At 65.2% G+C, this 15716-nt stretch carries 14 protein-coding genes; 3 read left to right on the forward strand and 11 right to left on the reverse strand.

What is annotated here, in order from left to right; all coding sequences use genetic code 11:
* Positions 1-6: 6 nt before the first annotated feature.
* Complete coding sequence (locus KUV74_RS06725) at positions 7-2601, reverse strand: TRAP transporter permease (protein ID WP_213229156.1); 2595 nt, start codon at positions 2599-2601, stop codon at positions 7-9.
* A gap of 213 nt (positions 2602-2814) precedes the next feature.
* Complete coding sequence (locus KUV74_RS06730; RefSeq protein WP_045994086.1) at positions 2815-3798, reverse strand: TAXI family TRAP transporter solute-binding subunit; 984 nt, start codon at positions 3796-3798, stop codon at positions 2815-2817.
* Between the two features lie 420 nt (positions 3799-4218).
* Between KUV74_RS06730 and KUV74_RS06735 the strand changes: the two genes are divergently transcribed.
* Complete coding sequence (locus KUV74_RS06735; RefSeq protein WP_222515967.1) at positions 4219-5085, forward strand: carbon-nitrogen hydrolase family protein; 867 nt, start codon at positions 4219-4221, stop codon at positions 5083-5085.
* Positions 5086-5096: 11 nt separating this feature from the next.
* The gene (locus KUV74_RS06740) at positions 5097-5624 is read left to right on the forward strand and encodes a macro domain-containing protein (RefSeq protein ID WP_197037104.1); all 528 of its coding nucleotides are present in this window, start codon (positions 5097-5099) and stop codon (positions 5622-5624) included.
* Between the two features lie 76 nt (positions 5625-5700).
* Here KUV74_RS06740 and KUV74_RS06745 read toward each other — a convergent pair whose 3' ends face one another.
* The 3 genes from KUV74_RS06745 to KUV74_RS06755 all read right to left on the reverse strand — a co-directional run bounded on the left by KUV74_RS06745 (position 5701) and on the right by KUV74_RS06755 (position 8583).
* Positions 5701-6996 carry a TRAP transporter large permease gene (locus KUV74_RS06745; RefSeq protein WP_108132444.1) on the reverse strand — a complete coding sequence of 432 codons (1296 nt, stop codon included), beginning with the start codon at positions 6994-6996 and terminating at the stop codon, positions 5701-5703.
* Positions 6986-7462, reverse strand: a complete 477-nt coding sequence (locus KUV74_RS06750; protein WP_045994089.1) for a TRAP transporter small permease — start codon at positions 7460-7462, stop codon at positions 6986-6988. Before KUV74_RS06750 ends, KUV74_RS06745 begins: the two co-directional genes overlap by 11 nt.
* Positions 7463-7551: 89 nt before the next feature.
* Complete coding sequence (locus KUV74_RS06755; RefSeq protein ID WP_045994090.1) at positions 7552-8583, reverse strand: DctP family TRAP transporter solute-binding subunit; 1032 nt, start codon at positions 8581-8583, stop codon at positions 7552-7554.
* 414 nt (positions 8584-8997) lie between these two features.
* Between KUV74_RS06755 and KUV74_RS06760 the strand changes: the two genes are divergently transcribed.
* Positions 8998-9894, forward strand: a complete 897-nt coding sequence (locus KUV74_RS06760; protein WP_045994091.1) for a DMT family transporter — start codon at positions 8998-9000, stop codon at positions 9892-9894.
* On the opposite strand, the gene KUV74_RS06765 is transcribed toward KUV74_RS06760, so the two are convergent.
* The 6 genes from KUV74_RS06765 to pyk all read right to left on the reverse strand — a co-directional run bounded on the left by KUV74_RS06765 (position 9891) and on the right by pyk (position 15459).
* On the reverse strand, positions 9891-10400 hold the full coding sequence (locus KUV74_RS06765) for a DUF192 domain-containing protein (protein ID WP_045994092.1): 510 nt from the start codon (positions 10398-10400) through the stop codon (positions 9891-9893). The genes KUV74_RS06760 and KUV74_RS06765 overlap by 4 nt on opposite strands.
* Positions 10401-10409: 9 nt before the next feature.
* A complete protein-coding gene (locus tag KUV74_RS06770) occupies positions 10410-11558 on the reverse strand; it encodes an ABC transporter ATP-binding protein (protein ID WP_222515968.1) in 1149 nt (382 codons plus the stop codon).
* Positions 11559-11560: 2 nt separating this feature from the next.
* The gene (gene modB / locus KUV74_RS06775) at positions 11561-12229 is read right to left on the reverse strand and encodes a molybdate ABC transporter permease subunit (protein ID WP_222515969.1); all 669 of its coding nucleotides are present in this window, start codon (positions 12227-12229) and stop codon (positions 11561-11563) included.
* Between the two features lie 7 nt (positions 12230-12236).
* Positions 12237-13052, reverse strand: coding sequence for a molybdate ABC transporter substrate-binding protein (modA, locus tag KUV74_RS06780; protein ID WP_222515970.1), 816 nt, complete (start codon positions 13050-13052; stop codon positions 12237-12239).
* 46 nt (positions 13053-13098) lie between these two features.
* A complete protein-coding gene (locus tag KUV74_RS06785) occupies positions 13099-13821 on the reverse strand; it encodes a GntR family transcriptional regulator (RefSeq protein ID WP_222515971.1) in 723 nt (240 codons plus the stop codon).
* A gap of 162 nt (positions 13822-13983) precedes the next feature.
* Complete coding sequence (gene pyk / locus KUV74_RS06790) at positions 13984-15459, reverse strand: pyruvate kinase (RefSeq protein WP_045994096.1); 1476 nt, start codon at positions 15457-15459, stop codon at positions 13984-13986.
* Positions 15460-15716: the final 257 nt, after the last annotated feature.

Raw genomic sequence — 15716 nt, forward strand, 5'->3', positions numbered from 1 at the left:
ACCTCCTCAGGCCTTAGCCTCAGTGGTTTCGGGGGGCCGACGACGGCGCTGTGCCAACACGATCAGGGCGAACAGCAGCAGCGCCGGAATCCACATCAGCTCTTTCGGCCAGCGGTCCACCGGTGCCTGAATCTCGACGATCTCCTGATCGAAGTCGAAGCCGAGATCCGCAGCCTGACTGCCATAGGTCACCATGTCGACGATGGCGCGACCGTCCTCGACGATCAGTTCCAGACCGAGATTGAGCAGACGATCCTCACCGGTCTCGCCGTCTGCCACCGGCAGCGTCATGTAGGTCGTCAGCGGATCGCCGAAGGCGTCCTCGCCCTTGACCTGCAGGCGCAGGGTGCTGTCCTCGTCCACGTTGCCGTATGCCTCGACGAACTCGGACGGCGGCACACTGCGATAAGGATCATGGATGATGTCCATCCAGAAGCCTGGGCGGAACAGGGTGAAGGCCACCAGCAGCAGCAGGACGCTCTCGTAGACACGATTGCGGGTGATCATATAGCCCTGGGTCGCCGCGGCGAAGATCAGCATGGCGATGGTTGCCACCACGAAGATCAATACGCCCTGCAAGGGCGCCACATCGATCAGCAGCAGGTCGGTGTTGAAGATGAACAGGAACGGCAACGCGGCGGTACGCAGGCTGTAGTAGAACGCCTGGAAGCCGGTGCGGATCGGGTCCCCTCCAGAAACCGCCGCAGCGGCAAAGGAGGCCAGGCCCACCGGCGGCGTGACGTCGGCCATGATGCCAAAGTAGAACACGAACAGGTGCACCGCGATCAGCGGTACCAGCAGACCGTTCTGCTCACCCAGTTGCACGATCACCGGAGCCAGCAGCGCCGACACCACGATGTAGTTGGCGGTGGTCGGCAGCCCCATGCCCAGGATCAGGCTGAGAATGGCGGTGAAGAACAGGATCAGCATCAGGTTGCCCATGGACAGGATCTCGACCACGTCCGCGAGCACCAGGCCGACACCGGTCTGGGAGACCGCACCCACGATGATGCCGGCGGTGGCGGTGGCGATACCGATACCGATCATGTTGCGCGCACCGGTCACCAGCCCCGTCCACAGGTCCAGACAGCCTTCGCGCAGATCCTTGCCAAGATCACCCCGCCCACGGAAGGCGTGCATGATCGGGCGCTGGGTCAGCATGATGAAGATCATGAACACCGTCGCCCAGAAGGCGGACAGTCCCGGTGACAGGCGCTCCACCATCAGACACCAGATCAGCACGATCACCGGCAGGATATACTGCAGGCCTACCAGCACCGTGGGTCGGGTCTGGGGCAGCTTGTAGATAGGCTCGTTGGGATCATCGAGCTCGAGCTCGGGATAGTTTGCCCCCAGCTTCAACAGCGCCACGTAGACCACCGAGAGCGCCACGGCCACCACCCAGGGAGTCGCATCACCCAGCACCGGCTTGAGCCAGCCCAGGCCATAGTAGACACCCAGCGCCACCACCATCATCAGCAGCAGACCACCGAGGAAGCCGATCACCTTGCGTACCAGCGGCTTGGGCGGGTTGGAGCTTTCCAGCCCCTCCATGTTGGCCTTGAGCGCCTCGAGGTGAACGATGTAGATCAACGCGATATAGGAAATCAGCGCCGGCAGGAAGGCGTGCTTGATCACCTCCACGTAGGAAATGCCGACGTACTCCACCATCAGGAAGGCGGCGGCACCCATCACCGGGGGCATGATCTGGCCATTGACCGAGGAAGACACCTCCACCGCACCGGCCTTCTCCGAGGAGAAGCCGACACGCTTCATCATCGGAATGGTGAAGGTACCGGTAGTCACGGTATTGGCGATGGACGAGCCGGAGATCAGGCCGGTCATGCCGGAGGCCACCACGGCGGCCTTGGCGGGCCCGCCCTTGTAGTGGCCCAGCAGCGAGAAGGCGACCTTGATGAAGTAGTTGCCGGCACCTGCCTTGTCGAGCAGCGCGCCGAACAGCACAAACAGGAAGACGAAACTGGTCGAAACGCCCAGGGCGATACCAAACACGCCCTGAGTGGTCAGCCACTGGTGATTGACCAGGCCGTAAAGGCTGACGCCACGGTGGGCGAGGATACCCGGCATCCAGGGCCCCGCCAGCGAATAGAAGATGAAGATCGAGGCGATGATCATCAGCGGCGGCCCGAGCGCCCGCCGTGTTGCCTCGAGCAGCAGGATCAGGCCGGTCACACCGACGATGACGTCCTGCAGGATGGGGGCGCCAGGACGGTCCGCCAGCTGTTCGTAGAACACGAACATGTAAGCCCCGGCGGAAGCGGCCAGAATCGCCAGCACCCAATCCTGAAGAGGAATGCGGTCCCGCGGCGAGCGCTTGGTCGCGGGGTAGGCCATGAAGGCCAGAAACAATGCAAAGGCCAGGTGAATAGAGCGCGCTTCGGTGGCGTTGAAGACGCCGACGCCGGCCATGAACGGCAACGGCGAAGCAATCCATAGCTGGAACAGCGACCATGCCGCCGCAACGCCTACCAGCAGCTTGCCGGGCGCACCCAAGGGGTTGCGCGAACCGGAGTCACTGGAGGCGACCATGTCCTCGAGATCCACTTCGGACTGCGTGGATCTCTTGTTGTCCTCAGTCATAAGCGTGCCCTGCCTGGAAGAGGAATCGTCATGATGGAGGGCTTCGCCTCCATCCCCGAATGCCCGCTTTCGCGAGCCAGTCGTGCTGGCGCTGTCTGGTCTCTACCGAACGTCCGGTGTCGATCCATCGACGGGCCACAACGCACTGCGCGGCCGCCCAACGGCCGACCGCGCAGAGATTAGCTGGCTATTCCCCCGAGAGGGGAAGAACCCTTACTCGATCCAGCCCTGCTCGCGATAGTAACGAGCGGCACCTTCATGCAGCGGTGCGGACAGACCGTTGGATACCATGTCCTGCGGATCCAGGTTTTCGAAGGCCGGGTGCAGACGCTTGAAGCGATCGAAGTTGTCGAACACTGCCTTGACGGTCTGGTAGACCAGCTCGTCGTCGGCCTCGGCGCTGGTCACGAAGGTCGCGGCGACACCGAAGGTCTCGACGTCATCCGGGTTGCCCTTGTACAGACCGCCAGGAATGGTGGACATGGAGTAGTACGGATACTCCTCGACCAGGCCCTTGATGGCGTCGTCGTTGAGCGGCACCAGCTTGGCGTCGACGGTGGTGGTGGCTTCCTGGATGGAACCATTGGGGTGGCCGACGACGTAGGCCATGGCGTCGATGTTGTTGTCCGACAGGGCAGATGCCATCTCGGCTGCGTCGAGCTGCGAGGCCAGCGAGAAGGTGTCTTCGGTCCAGCCCTTGGCGTCCATCACCACTTCCATGGTGTTGCGCTGGCCGGAACCCGGGTTACCGATGTTGACGCGCTTGCCGGCCAGGTCATCGAGGCTCTCGATGTCGGCATCGGCACGGGCCAGGATGGTCAGCGGCTCGCCATGCACCTTGAACACGGCGCGCAGGTCTTCGTAGGCTTCGCCCTCGAAGTTGCCGGTACCGTTGTAGGCCTGATACTGCACATCAGACTGGGCGACACCCATGGTCAGCTCGCCACTGCGAATACCATTGACGTTGGCCACGGAGCCACCGGTGGACGGCGCGTTACAGCGGATGCCGGTCTCTTCGCTGTTGCGATTCACAAAGCGGCAGACAGACTGGCCAACGACGTAATACACGCCGGTCTGACCCCCGGTGCCGATGGTGATGAACTGTTCTTCGTCCTGGGCCATGGCCGGGGACGTGAACATGGCGGCTCCGAGAATGGCGCTGGACAGTGCAGCGGCGGAGAAAGCATGGCGCTTCATGGTCACACCTCTTTTGGTATTGTCGACGTTGACGGCATGGACTCGTGCCTTGCCCCTCCTGGGCCGGCAAAAGATCCACCAGTCATTCCTTTTGCGATAAATTCACCTGGAGAGACCAGGCCGAATCATTGTAAAACGAGAGTTTAGCTACCGCTAACGTTTAGTGGGCGTTAATTTTTTCTGCACGCTCCTCAGGGCGTGGAGAAATATCCCTTCCCTCCCCCGTCGGCCTGCAACGATGGCCAGGTACACAACGAGGACCCAAGGCTCTCGACCGCTGACACTCGCGGAGCGGAAATCGAGCGTCGACGGTCTACCGTGAGCATAGCCCTTGGCACCGCTGACGCAATCGACTGCCGCCCATGTCGTCGCGCTGTCGATTCGGGTTACCCTGCCTCTTTCGCCAACTGCGAGGAATCCATGCGCCTGCTGGCTTGCCAGACCACAATCCCGGCGACCCGCAATCGGCTCGACCAGCGCGACCACCTGGACGCCCTGGCCGGGCGCCTGCGCACTGCCGCGTCGCAGCAACGCCCACAGCTGATCGTGCTGCCGGAGCTGTCGTCCCAGGAGTACGGCGAGCAGGCTTTCGAGGCGATGGATGAACTCGATGACGACCTGCAAGGGCCTGTGACAGCACACTATTGCGCGCTGGCCCAGGAACTCAGATGCCCGATCGCCTTCGGCGTGGCGCGCAGATCACGCCGGGCCGACGGCTCCCTCCAGCGCCATATCAGCCAGGTAATCGTCGACGCCGAGGGGCAACTGGCGGGAGCCTACGACAAGCTGCACTGCGCCCAGTTCGGCGCCAGCGCCGAGGCGGCCCACTTCAGCCCGGGCGAGCGCCTGGTGACGCTGGATATCGCCGGCTGGCGCGTCGGCTTCATGATCTGCTACGACCTCAGGTTCGGTGAGCTGGCCGCCCGCTACCGCCAGTTGGGCGTCGACCTGATGGTCCACCCGGTGGCCTTCACTCGGGACTTCTCCTTCACCAGCTGGCACAGCTTCGTCATCACCCGGGCGATGGAAAACCAGTGCTACTGGCTAAGCCTCAACCGGGCCGGTAACGGCTGGGGGCACTCGCTGCTGTGTCCGCCGCTGGTCACCCCCGAGGCGTCGCCAGAGGTTCTGGGCGAAGAGGAAGCGCTGGTCAGCTGGCAGCTCGAGCGCGACACCCTGGAGCGTGCCAGGAAGCGGCTTCCACTGGCGGGCGACCGCCGTCAGGACATCGACCGGCTGGCCACAGGGCCGCTACCGTCACCGACGGTTACCACCGCAAGCCAATGACAGGAGTCTCCATGGACTATCCCTTGATCGAATGCATTACCGGTGACATCGCCCGCCAGGCCGACGTCGAGGCGGTGGTCAACGCAGCCAACGCCCAGCTGGAAAGCGGCGGCGGTGTGGCCGGCGCCCTTCACCGTGCCGCCGGCCCGGAGCTGGCCCAGGCCGGGCGGCCGCTGGCACCGATTCGCCCCGGCCAGGCGGTCATCACCGAAGGCTTTGCGCTGCCCAACGCCTGGGTGATCCACTGCCTCGGCCCGGTCTACGGCGTCGACGAACCGAGCGCCGAACTGCTCGCCGGCTGCTACCGAGAGGCGCTGGGCCTGGCCCAGCAGCAAGGCATCCGTCGAGTGGCGTTCCCGGCACTGTCCACCGGCGTATTCGGCTACCCGCTGAACGAGGCGGCGGAAATTGCCGTGTCCACGGTCCTGACCACCCTGCCCGCCTGCCCCGATATCGAACTGGTACGCTTCGTGCTGTTCGACGAGGCCAGCCGAGGCGTCCATCAACGCTGGCTCGAGACGCTGACCGACAACGACTGAAGACCATGAACACAACAAGGCGCGAGCCATGCTCGCGCCTTGTGCCCCCTCTGCCCAGGGTACTGCCCCAGGCGGCCTAGACGTTGTAACCCAGCACCCGAGGCAGCCACAGCGCGATCTCCGGGAAGATCACCACCAATGCCAGCGCCGAGGCCATCGCCGCCACGAACACCATGGCCCAGCCCACAGTTTGCTCCAGCCTGACCTTGGCGACCTCGGTGGTCACCATCAGGTTGACCGCCACCGGCGGAGTAAACTGGCCGATGGCGATATTCATGGCCAGCAGGATGCCGAACCACACCGGATTCCAGCCGAAGTGCTGCATCACCGGGATCAGGATCGGCATCATGATCAGGTAGATCGAGATGGCGTCCAGCAGCATGCCCGCGGCCAGCACCGCCAGCATGATCAACAGCAGCAGCAAGGTGCCGTTATCGGATAGCCCGATGACCCACTCTGCCAGGTGACGGAAGGTGCCGAGCATGGTCCCGGACCAGGCGAAGATGCCCGCCAGGGCGATGATCAGCATGACCACCCCGGACACCACCGCCGCCTCGCCCATCAGCCCCCACAGGTCCTTGAGCGACAGCTCACGGGTCAGCACCAGGCCGACCAGGATGCCGTAGGCCACGGCGACCACCGCCGCCTCGGTGGGCGTGAACAGGCCACTGCGCAGACCGCCGAGTATGATCACCGGCGCGAACAGCGCCGGCAGCGCCTCGCGGAAGCTCTTGCCGATGGGTGGGCGCTCCATCTCGGCAGGGTCTTCCCAACCATAGCGCCGGGACAGCCACAACGCCGGAATCAGCAGCGAAGCGCCGGCCAGCACCCCGGGAAAGAGTCCGGCGGCGAACAGCGCCCGCAGATCCACTCCCGGCACCACGATGGAGTACAGGATCAAGGCCACCGAAGGCGGGATCAGGATGGCGGTAGACGCCGAGGAAGCGATCAGGGTCGCCGAGAAGGGCCGCGGATAGCCCGCGCGGGTCATGCTCGGCAGCATCACCATCGCCACCGCGGCGGCGTCGGCGGGGCCGGAGCCGCTCATGCCCCCCATGATCATGCACACCACCACCGCGACCACCGCGAGGCCACCATGGCGAGGCCCGATCAGCGCCTGGGCGAAGCGCACCAGGCGTGCCGCGACCCCCGCCCGCTCGAAGATCAGCCCGGTCAGGATAAATAGCGGAATGGCGATCAGCGGATACTTGGCCACGCTGTTGTAGGTATTGGTGCCAAGGGTCGCCAGCATCGCCGGCGACAGCCCGGTGACGATGCCCACGGCGCCGGACAGGCCCAGCGAAAAGGCCACCGGCACGCCGGCGATCAGCAGCACCAGAAAGGCGATCAGCATCCATACATCAGGCGTCATCGTGAGCACCTCCGCGCAGTCGCTCCAGGCTCGCCTGGCACTGGCGGAGGAACATCAGCCCCGACAATAGCGGCAGCCAGATCAGGTACCACCACTGGGGCAGCCCAAGTCCGGGCGACAACGACTGCCACTGGTACTCCTGCCAGGTCATGAGCGCACCGAACCAGGTGATCAGGCCCAGCACCAGCAGCCCGCACAAGCCCTGGAAGATCACCAGCAGGCGATAGCCAAGCGGCGGCAGCGCCCGCTCCAGCAGGCCGATACGGATATGGCGATGGCTTCGCAGAGCCACCGAGGCACCGGCGAAGGTCAACATGACCAGCAGAAAGACAGAAAACTCTTCGGTGAACGCAAAGGAACCACCGGTGATGTAGCGCACCACCACATTGACCAGGCTGATCGCACCGATGATCAGGATCGCCAGGGTGGCCAGGGTGCGCTCGATTCGTGCATCAGGACGTTTCATCGAGAAAGGGCGTCGGTAGGGAGTCAATCAACGCCGACCCTCGATCATGAGGGTCGGCACAAGGTTTACCGCCGCGTCAGAGCGGTTGCTCAGCGCGCGTCGATGGCGCTTCGGGCGGCCTCGACCAGGTCCTCGCCGATGCGCGGTACCCACTTCTCGTAAACCCCTTCGGTCGCCGCGACGAACGCCTCGTGCTGCTCCTCGTTCAAGTCGGTGACGGTCACACCACGCTCCTGAATGGCCGCCAGGCGCTCGCTCTCCTGCTCGCGGGTCATGGCGATCTCCCAGGCGCCGGCTTCGACCGCGGTCTCACGCAGCAACGCCTTCTCGTCATCGGACAGGGTGCTCCAGACCTGCTGGTTGGCGGCGAAGATCAGCGGATCGTTCATGTAGTTCCACAGCGTTACGTGCTCCTGGCCGACCTGGTCGATACGCGCCACGTCGAACACCGACAGCGGGTTCTCCTGGCCATCCACCGCGCCGGTGGTCAGCGCCGGCTTGGCGTCGGCCCAGCTCATCTGGGTCGGGTTGGCGCCCAGTGCGCTGAAGGTGTCCTGGAACAGCGGCGACCCCACCACCCGGATCTTCAGGCCTTCCAGGTCCGCCGGCTCGTCGATCACGCCCTGGGAATTGGACAGCTGGCGGAAGCCGTTCTCGCCCCAGGCCAGCGGCACCACGCCCCGCGACTCGATCGCCTGGAACACCAGCTCGCCGGCCTCACCTTCGGTGATCGCGTCCACCGCGCTCTCGTCCGGCATCAGGAAGGGCAAGGAGAACAGATTGAGTTCCGGCACCTGGGGCGACCAGTTGATGGTCGAGCCCACCGCCAGGTCGATCAGCCCCGAGCGCATCGCCGAGAACTCCCGGGTCTGGTCACCGCTGACCAGCTGGGAATTGGGAAAGACCCTGAGCGTCAGCTCGCCGTCGGAACGCTCCTCGACCAGGTCAGCCCACTTCTGAGCGGCCTGGCCCCAGGGGAAGGCATCGGAAAGCACCGTGGAGACCTTGAGTTCCCGCGCTTCGACGTCCGCCGAGGCGGCCAGCGAGCCAAGGGCGATGGCCGCACCGACCAGGGTGAGAGAGAAACGAGACGGCGAGCGCGAGCCGAACAGAGATGTCATGACGTGTCCTTGCATTGATGCCCCCTTGGCCAGGCCAACGCTGAGCGGTACCTGACACAAGCGCTGCATCAGAAGCCGGATCTAGCCTGGCAAAGGCTGGGGGTCGAGTGTGGTGATTAAGGGAGAAACGTATTGATCTTGTCGACTTTTCAATATGCCTGCAAACGGTAATCCGCGACAAGTGCCGCGCGATGCGCGAAAGGCCCGTCGGCCTTCGGACACGCACGCTCAGATGTCCTCGCCATGTCGTTCGTGCGAGGGCTGCACGGCTGGAGCTTGTGAGAGCGTGGACACCAAACGTCTGCGAAGGGGGTGCTAGCATGACGCGGTGAACAAGGCAGTCGAACGAAGGCGCCCCTCGGACCGGCCCAGGGGCTCTGCTATGCTGCTCGTTTTACCCATCAAGGACGACCGGTGCCCCTACGCGACCTCCTCCTCGGCCTCCTGGTCATCGCCATCTGGGCGTTGAATATCATCGTCATCAAGCTTGGCGTGTCAGACATGCCGCCCTTGCTCCTGACTACCCTGCGCCTGGCACTGGTGGCCGCGCTGCTGGTGCCCTTTCATCCGGTGGCGCGCCATCAGCTGCCCTTCCTGGCACTGCTGTCGGTGACCTTCGGGGTGATGAACTTCGCCCTGCTGATCATCGGGCTCGGCCAGGCCGAGGCGGGTACCGGTGCCTTGCTGGTGCAGATGGGTACGCCCTTCGCCACCCTGCTGGCGGTGATCTTTCTCAGGGAGCGGCTCGGCGCAAAACGCCTGGTGGGACTGTTGCTGTCGTTCGGTGGCATCGGCGTGCTGGCCGGAGGGCCGACCCTGCCGGCGCCGCTGCCTACCGCACTGCTGCTGGCCAGCGCCCTGGGCTGGGCGGTATCCCAGCTATTGATCAAGCTCGGGCCCAAGGTCTCGCCGATGGCGATGGCCGGCTGGATCGCGCTGTTCGCCACCCCACAGCTGGCGCTGGCCTCCTGGTGGTTCGAGGACAACCACTGGCAGGCGCTGCAGGATGCTGGCCTTGCGGGATGGGGGGCGGTGCTCTACACCGCCCTGATGTCCTCGATCCTGGCCTACGGCATCTGGTTTGGCTTGATCCGGCGCCACGACGTCAACCGGGTGGTACCGCTGACGCTGCTGGTGCCGGTGCTGGCGGTGATCCTCGGCATCGTGCTGCTGGGTGACAGCGTCAACGCCTACAAGCTGGGCGGTGGTGGCATGGTGGTCGCCGGGGTGGCGCTGATCGTCATCCGCTTCGGGCCTCGTCGTGCTCCCGCCACCCCGCCGGTACCCACCGCCCCCAGCAAGGACCCCTAGCCGCTGCAGCTCTCGCTGCTGCCCGGCCAGCTGACACAGTCGCCGGGACCGACGCCCAGCGCCTCGAACGTCCCGGCCTTGACCTCCAGGGCAGCGTGGTAGCGCGACGCCGGGCGGGTGGTCGGACATTCCTGGGCCTCGCCCTGGCAGGGCTCCATGCGACGAATCTCCTGGATGCGTCCGTCGGCACCGATAAAGGCGATATCCAGCGCCAGCAGGGTCTGATACATCCAGAAGCCGTTATGCACCCCCTGGGGACTGGCGTAGAGAAACAGCATGCCGGCGTCATCGGCCAGTCGCTCGCGCCCCATCAGCCCACGGTTGCGCTCCGCCGCCTCGTCGGCCACCTCGACCGTCAGACGACTCGGCCCCTGGGATCCATGGACCACCAGGGTTACCTCTTCCCTGTCGGCGGCGGCAAAGGCCGACGTCGCCAGAAAGGGAGTAGAAAACGCCACCGGCGCGAGCGCCAGGGAGCTGAGGAATCGACGGCGAGTCAGGGTCATGGAGGCCTCTCAGTCAGGATGGTCATCGGCAGGCAAGGCAGGCAGCTTATCCGCTTGCATCAGGTGGATGCCAGCAGCCAGCAACGAGACATTGACCCAGGCACCCTGCTCGAGTCCATTGCGCCTGGCGGCGTGGGTCGAGATATCAAAGCGCAGGGGCTGGCTTTCGTGAGGCACCCTCAGGGTCACGGAACTCTGTCCGCCCAGCACCAGCAGCTCGTCTACCCGCGCGGTGACCAGGTTTTCCCGCACCCCGCGGGAGGGCCGGTCGCGGCGCTGCAGCACGATATCGGATTCCGGCAGGTACCAGGTCACCCTGGCTCCCTCGCCGAGTCCCTCGAGGCCTGCGGCCACCTCAAGACACCACTCGCCCCAGCCAAGGCGCAGTCCCTGGGCGGTATCGACCACTCGCCCGCTGAAGATGTTCGGCCGGTCCAGCAGGCGCGCCACCTCGGGACTGTCGGGGCGCCGGAACAGCTCGCTCGGGGTGCCCTGCTGCAGGGTCCGGCCGCCATGCAGCACGCACAGGCGATCGGCCAGGGCGCTGGCCTCGTTGAGGTCGTGGGTGACCAGCACGATGGGGATATTGAGGCGTTCGCGCAACTGCACCAGCTCACGCTGAAGCCGCCGGCGCGTCACCTGGTCCACCGCCGAGAAGGGTTCGTCGAGCAGCAGCACCTGAGGCTCCCTGGCCAGCGCCCTGGCCAAGGCCACCCGCTGACGCTGGCCACCGGACAGCTCTCGCGGCAGGCGCCGCTCCAGCCCTTCGAGGTTGACTCGCTCTAGCCAGTGCGCGGCTCGCAGGCGACGTTCACGCCGCGGGAGGTGGCCCAGGGCGGTGGCGATATTGTCGGCGGCGTCGAGATGAGGGAACAGCGCATAGTCCTGAAACACCAGCCCCACCCTGCGCCGCTGCGGCGACCACACCACCCCCTGTTCGGCGTCAAACCACCGCTCGCCGCCACAGCGCACCGTCCCCGAGGCAGGAGCATAGAGCCCCGCGATGGCGCGCAGCAGAGTCGACTTGCCGCTGCCCGAAGGACCGACCAGCGCCAGCAACTCCCCGGGACGGCAGGCGAACCGTGCCTCGAGCGGAATCGGCCCGGGCTGGGCCAGGTCGACGTCGAGTCCCGTATGGACATCCTGGTGATGGTGCATGCTCAACGCCCCCGCCAGCGGCGGCGCGCCGCCAGCCCGTAGACCACCGCAATGGTCACGAAGGAGACCACCAGCAGCAGCGCTGACATCACCCCGGCGGCCCCCTCGTCGAAGGCCTGGACGTGGTCGTAGATGGAAATCGCCAGGGTGCGGGTCTCGCCATCGATGGCCCCGCCCACCATCAGGATGACGCCGAACTCCCCCAGGGTGTGGGCAAAGGTCAACGCCAGCGCCGAGATGACACCGGGCATCACCAGCGGCAGTTCGATGGTCATAAAAGTGCGCCAGGTCGATAGCCCACTGCACCAGGCGGCCTCACGCAGGTGGTCCGGCAAGGCCTCGAAGGCACGCTGGATCGGCTGTACCGCGAAGGGAATGTTGACCACCAGCGAGGCCAGCAGGATGCCGCTGAAGGAGAAGTTCAGGCTGGTGCCGGTCAGCGCCTGCCAGGCGCCGCCCAGCGGGGCGTCGGCACTGAAGGTGAGCATCAAGTAGAAGCCCATGACGGTGGGCGGCATCACCAGCGGCAGTGCCACCAGGGATTCCGCAAGCGGCCGCCAGCGTGACCGGCTGTGGGCCAGGCGCCGCCCAAGCCAGATACCCGGTGCCAGCAACAAGAGACTGGTCAGCAAGGCCAGCTTGAGCGAGACGACCAGCGCCAGAGCGTCCATAACGCGGCTACTCGCCGGTCACGGGCGCAGTGAAGCCATAATCCCGCAGAATCTCCTGCGCCTCGGGCGTCTGCAAGAAGTCAAAGAAGGCCTCGGCGCCGGCGCCAGCCCCTTCGAGCAGCACCATGCGCTGTACCAGCGGTCGATGCCAGTCAGCCGGGATCAACCGCCAGCCAGCGCGCTCGGCCAGGCGTGGCGCCTTGACCAGGGAATAGGCGACCAGGCCACCGGAGGCCTCGGCGGACAGCGCGAACTGGGCGGCCTGGGCGACGTTTTCACCCAACAGTTGCAGGGGTTCACTTGCCTGCCACAGCCCTTGGCGTTCGAGCACCTCGCGGGCGGCCATGCCATAAGGGGCGTGGCGCGGGTTGGCCAGGGCGATACGCCGCACAGGGCCGCCCTGCTCAAGCCCTACGACCGCCTCGCGCACCGCCTCAAGCGGTGCGTCCTGCGGCGGCAGCGGTCGGTCGTCACGCTGCAGCCAGACCAGCCGGCCCTGGGCATAGTCGACGCCCTCGCCCTGGGTCAGCCCGGCCTGCTCGAGGTCCCGGGCGCGGCGCTCGTCCGCCGACAGAAACAACGCGAAGGGCGCCCCCTGTTCGATCTGGCGCTGAAGATTGCCCGAGGCGCCGAAGGTGACGCTGAGGTCGATGTCGCCATCCTTGCTGACGCCGCTGTCGCTCGACTTGAAGCGCTCGATCAAGGAGGGCATCGCGAACTGCAGCGAAGACGCCGCCGCGACGTGAACCCGGTCGGCCACGGCGGACATCGGTGCAAGTCCGAGAGACAGGCCAAGGAGGAGGATCGACAAGGGAAAACGCATGATCAACACGGCTCGCGGCGGCAATCAGGAAGAACGGAGTCTCGCCTCAACCCTCGCCGCCCAGGATCGACTTGAGGTCGATACGGCTGTCCCGTGGTCCCAGGTCGAGAAGGCCCATCAGGCTGTCGAGGTGATGCTCGATGTCGTTGCGACTGGCTGTGGCGTCGCCACTGCGCAGGTGCTCGAGCAGACGGTGGTGATCGCCCTCGAGATAGCAGCTACCGAGCCCCTGGCGCTTGTACAGCGCGATGACGATCGAGGTGCGCAGGATCAGGTCAGTGAGCATGGTGCCCAGCACCCGGTTGGGAGAATGCTCCGCCAGCAGGTGGTGGATCGCCAGGGAATGTTCGATGCGTGAAGGCTCATCATTGGCGAGAAAGGCCTGACGCTCACGGTCGGCACGATCCTCGATCTGCAGCAGTACCGTCGATGGCAGCGTGCCGGCGGTCAGCGCCGCCAGCTCACCTTCCACCAGACGCCGGGCGGCAAAGGTCTGGCGGGTTTCGTCGACGTCCGGTGAGCGCACCCGCGCCACCTGATTGGGGCGCTGGTCGACCACGTACTCGGAGGCCAGACGCGTCAGCGCCTTGCGCACCACCGAACGACTCACGCCGAACACCTCGCCCAGCGTCACCTCGGGCAGTCGAGTGCCCGGCGGCAGCCGCTGGGCCAACACGGCTCGGCGAACCTGGCGTACGATATCCCCATCGCTGATGCGTCCCCCGGCCTTGATCTCGGCCAGCACCTCTTGCTGCCAGGCGTTGCTCATTGCTGCCTACCCATCATCTTGGAAAGCTTGACCTTCTCACGTTTTCTGCCATTGCACCACATTCGGCGCATCATATGTATACACCAGTGGTGGCACCCCACAACGACCGCGCCCGATCCATTGGATCGGGCGCGGAACCTGTGCATCGGGCTGAGTGAAGGTTCAGCCAGCGACGTGACCGTCGTTGACGTCCAGGATCTTCAGGGTATTGGTGCCGCCGTGGGCGTTCATGTGGTCGCCGCGGGTCAGGATGACGTGGTCCCCCGGCACGGCCACACCGTGGTTGACCAGACGCTCCAGGGCGCGGTCGTTGAGCTCGGAGGCGGACATTTCGCTGGTGTCGAAGGGCAGCGAGATGACCCCGCGATACAGCGCCATGCGACGCTGGGCGATGGGGTTGTGGGCCAGCCCGACGATCGGCAGGCCCGAGCGGATGCGCGAGGCGATCAGCGGGGTGTAACCGGTAGAGGTCATGCAGGCGATGGCGGCCACTCCCTCCAGGTGGTTGGCGGCGTACATCGCCGACAGCGCGATGGTCTCGTCGATGCGCTCGAAGCCTTCGTGGATGCGGTGCCCGGACTCCTGGGCGATGCGCTCGCGCTCGGCGCCCAGACAGACGCGATCCATGGCTTCGATGGTTTCCACCGGGTAGTCGCCGGCGGCGGTCTCGGCCGACAGCATCACCGCGTCGGTGGCGTCCAGCACCGCGTTGGCCACATCGAACACCTCGGCCCGGGTGGGCAGCGGCGACTCGATCATCGACTCCATCATCTGGGTGGCGGTGATCACCGCGCGGTTGTGGCTGCGGGCATGCTTGATGATGCGCTTCTGGGTACCGATCAGCTTCTCGTCACCGATCTCGACGCCCAGGTCACCACGCGCCACCATCACCGCCTCACTGGCCTCGATGATGCCATCCAGGGTCTCATCGGAGGCCACCGCCTCGGCGCGCTCGAGCTTGGCGACCAGGCCGATCTCGGCGCCGGCCTCGCCCAGCAGGCGACGCGCCTCCAGCATGTCCTCGGCGGTACGCGGAAAGGACACGGCCAGATAGTCGACGCCGATATCGATGGCGGTCTTGAGGTCTTCCTTGTCCTTGTCGGTCAGTGCCGGCGCCGACAGGCCACCGCCCTGCTTGTTGATGCCCTTGTTGTTGGACAGCTTGCCGCCGACCACCACACGGGTATGGATCTGGCTGCCGTCGACGCGGTCCACGTCCAGCACAACGCGGCCATCGTCCAGCAACAGACGGTCACCACCGGCCACGTCGTCGGCCAGTTCCTTGTAGTCGCAGCCGACCCGAGTGGCGTCGCCGGCCTGGGAATCCATCGACACATCGATGACAAAGTCAGCGCCTTCTTCCAGATTGACCGCCCCCTCGGCGAAGCGGGCGATACGGATCTTGGGTCCCTGAAGATCCCCCAGCGCGGCCACACTGCGACCGAGTCGATCGGCGATGGTCCGGACCTCGTTCAGGCGGCGGCGATGGTCGTCGGCGCTGCCATGGGAAAAATTGAGGCGAACCACGTCGACGCCGGCACGCAGCATCTCCTCCAGGACCCCTTCACGATCACTGGCGGGCCCGAGGGTGGCAACGATCTTGGTACGACGTACGGGGGTATGCGGGAGTTGGCTCATGCTGTCCTCGACTGGTTCGAAAATGACGCAAGCAGGATAGGTGGAAGCCACTTCGATGGCATCCAGATCCGAATCCTGTAATTTTACTACAAAATGATCGCTATAGCGACCACCACTAAAGGCCAAGATGCTGGTGCCACCACCTACACAATGCGCCAAGGTTAGGCGCAACCTGATGATATACAAAGATCATCACGGAATTCGAGCACGCCAATTCCAGCGCAGGAAAATTTGATCGCGGCCTGTAATTAAACTAC

It is taken from the genome of Halomonas sp. DP1Y21-3, from assembly GCF_019801245.1.
Classification (GTDB): Bacteria; Pseudomonadota; Gammaproteobacteria; order Pseudomonadales; family Halomonadaceae; genus Halomonas; species Halomonas litopenaei.

Excerpts from the sequence above, each read along its gene's own strand:
- KUV74_RS06735 (WP_222515967.1), top strand. The coding sequence starts at position 4,219 with ATGCGCCTGCTGGCTTGCCAGACCACAATCCCGGCGACCCGCAATCGG.
- KUV74_RS06785 (WP_222515971.1), bottom strand. The coding sequence starts at position 13,821 with ATGAGCAACGCCTGGCAGCAAGAGGTGCTGGCCGAGATCAAGGCCGGG.
- KUV74_RS06770 (WP_222515968.1), bottom strand. The coding sequence starts at position 11,558 with ATGCACCATCACCAGGATGTCCATACGGGACTCGACGTCGACCTGGCC.
- KUV74_RS06725 (WP_213229156.1), bottom strand. The coding sequence starts at position 2,601 with ATGACTGAGGACAACAAGAGATCCACGCAGTCCGAAGTGGATCTCGAG.
- KUV74_RS06755 (WP_045994090.1), bottom strand. The coding sequence starts at position 8,583 with ATGACATCTCTGTTCGGCTCGCGCTCGCCGTCTCGTTTCTCTCTCACC.
- pyk (WP_045994096.1), bottom strand. The coding sequence starts at position 15,459 with ATGAGCCAACTCCCGCATACCCCCGTACGTCGTACCAAGATCGTTGCC.
- KUV74_RS06745 (WP_108132444.1), bottom strand. The coding sequence starts at position 6,996 with ATGACGCCTGATGTATGGATGCTGATCGCCTTTCTGGTGCTGCTGATC.
- KUV74_RS06765 (WP_045994092.1), bottom strand. The coding sequence starts at position 10,400 with ATGACCCTGACTCGCCGTCGATTCCTCAGCTCCCTGGCGCTCGCGCCG.
- KUV74_RS06750 (WP_045994089.1), bottom strand. The coding sequence starts at position 7,462 with ATGAAACGTCCTGATGCACGAATCGAGCGCACCCTGGCCACCCTGGCG.
- modA (WP_222515970.1), bottom strand. The coding sequence starts at position 13,052 with ATGCGTTTTCCCTTGTCGATCCTCCTCCTTGGCCTGTCTCTCGGACTT.
- KUV74_RS06730 (WP_045994086.1), bottom strand. The coding sequence starts at position 3,798 with ATGAAGCGCCATGCTTTCTCCGCCGCTGCACTGTCCAGCGCCATTCTC.
- KUV74_RS06740 (WP_197037104.1), top strand. The coding sequence starts at position 5,097 with ATGGACTATCCCTTGATCGAATGCATTACCGGTGACATCGCCCGCCAG.
- modB (WP_222515969.1), bottom strand. The coding sequence starts at position 12,229 with ATGGACGCTCTGGCGCTGGTCGTCTCGCTCAAGCTGGCCTTGCTGACC.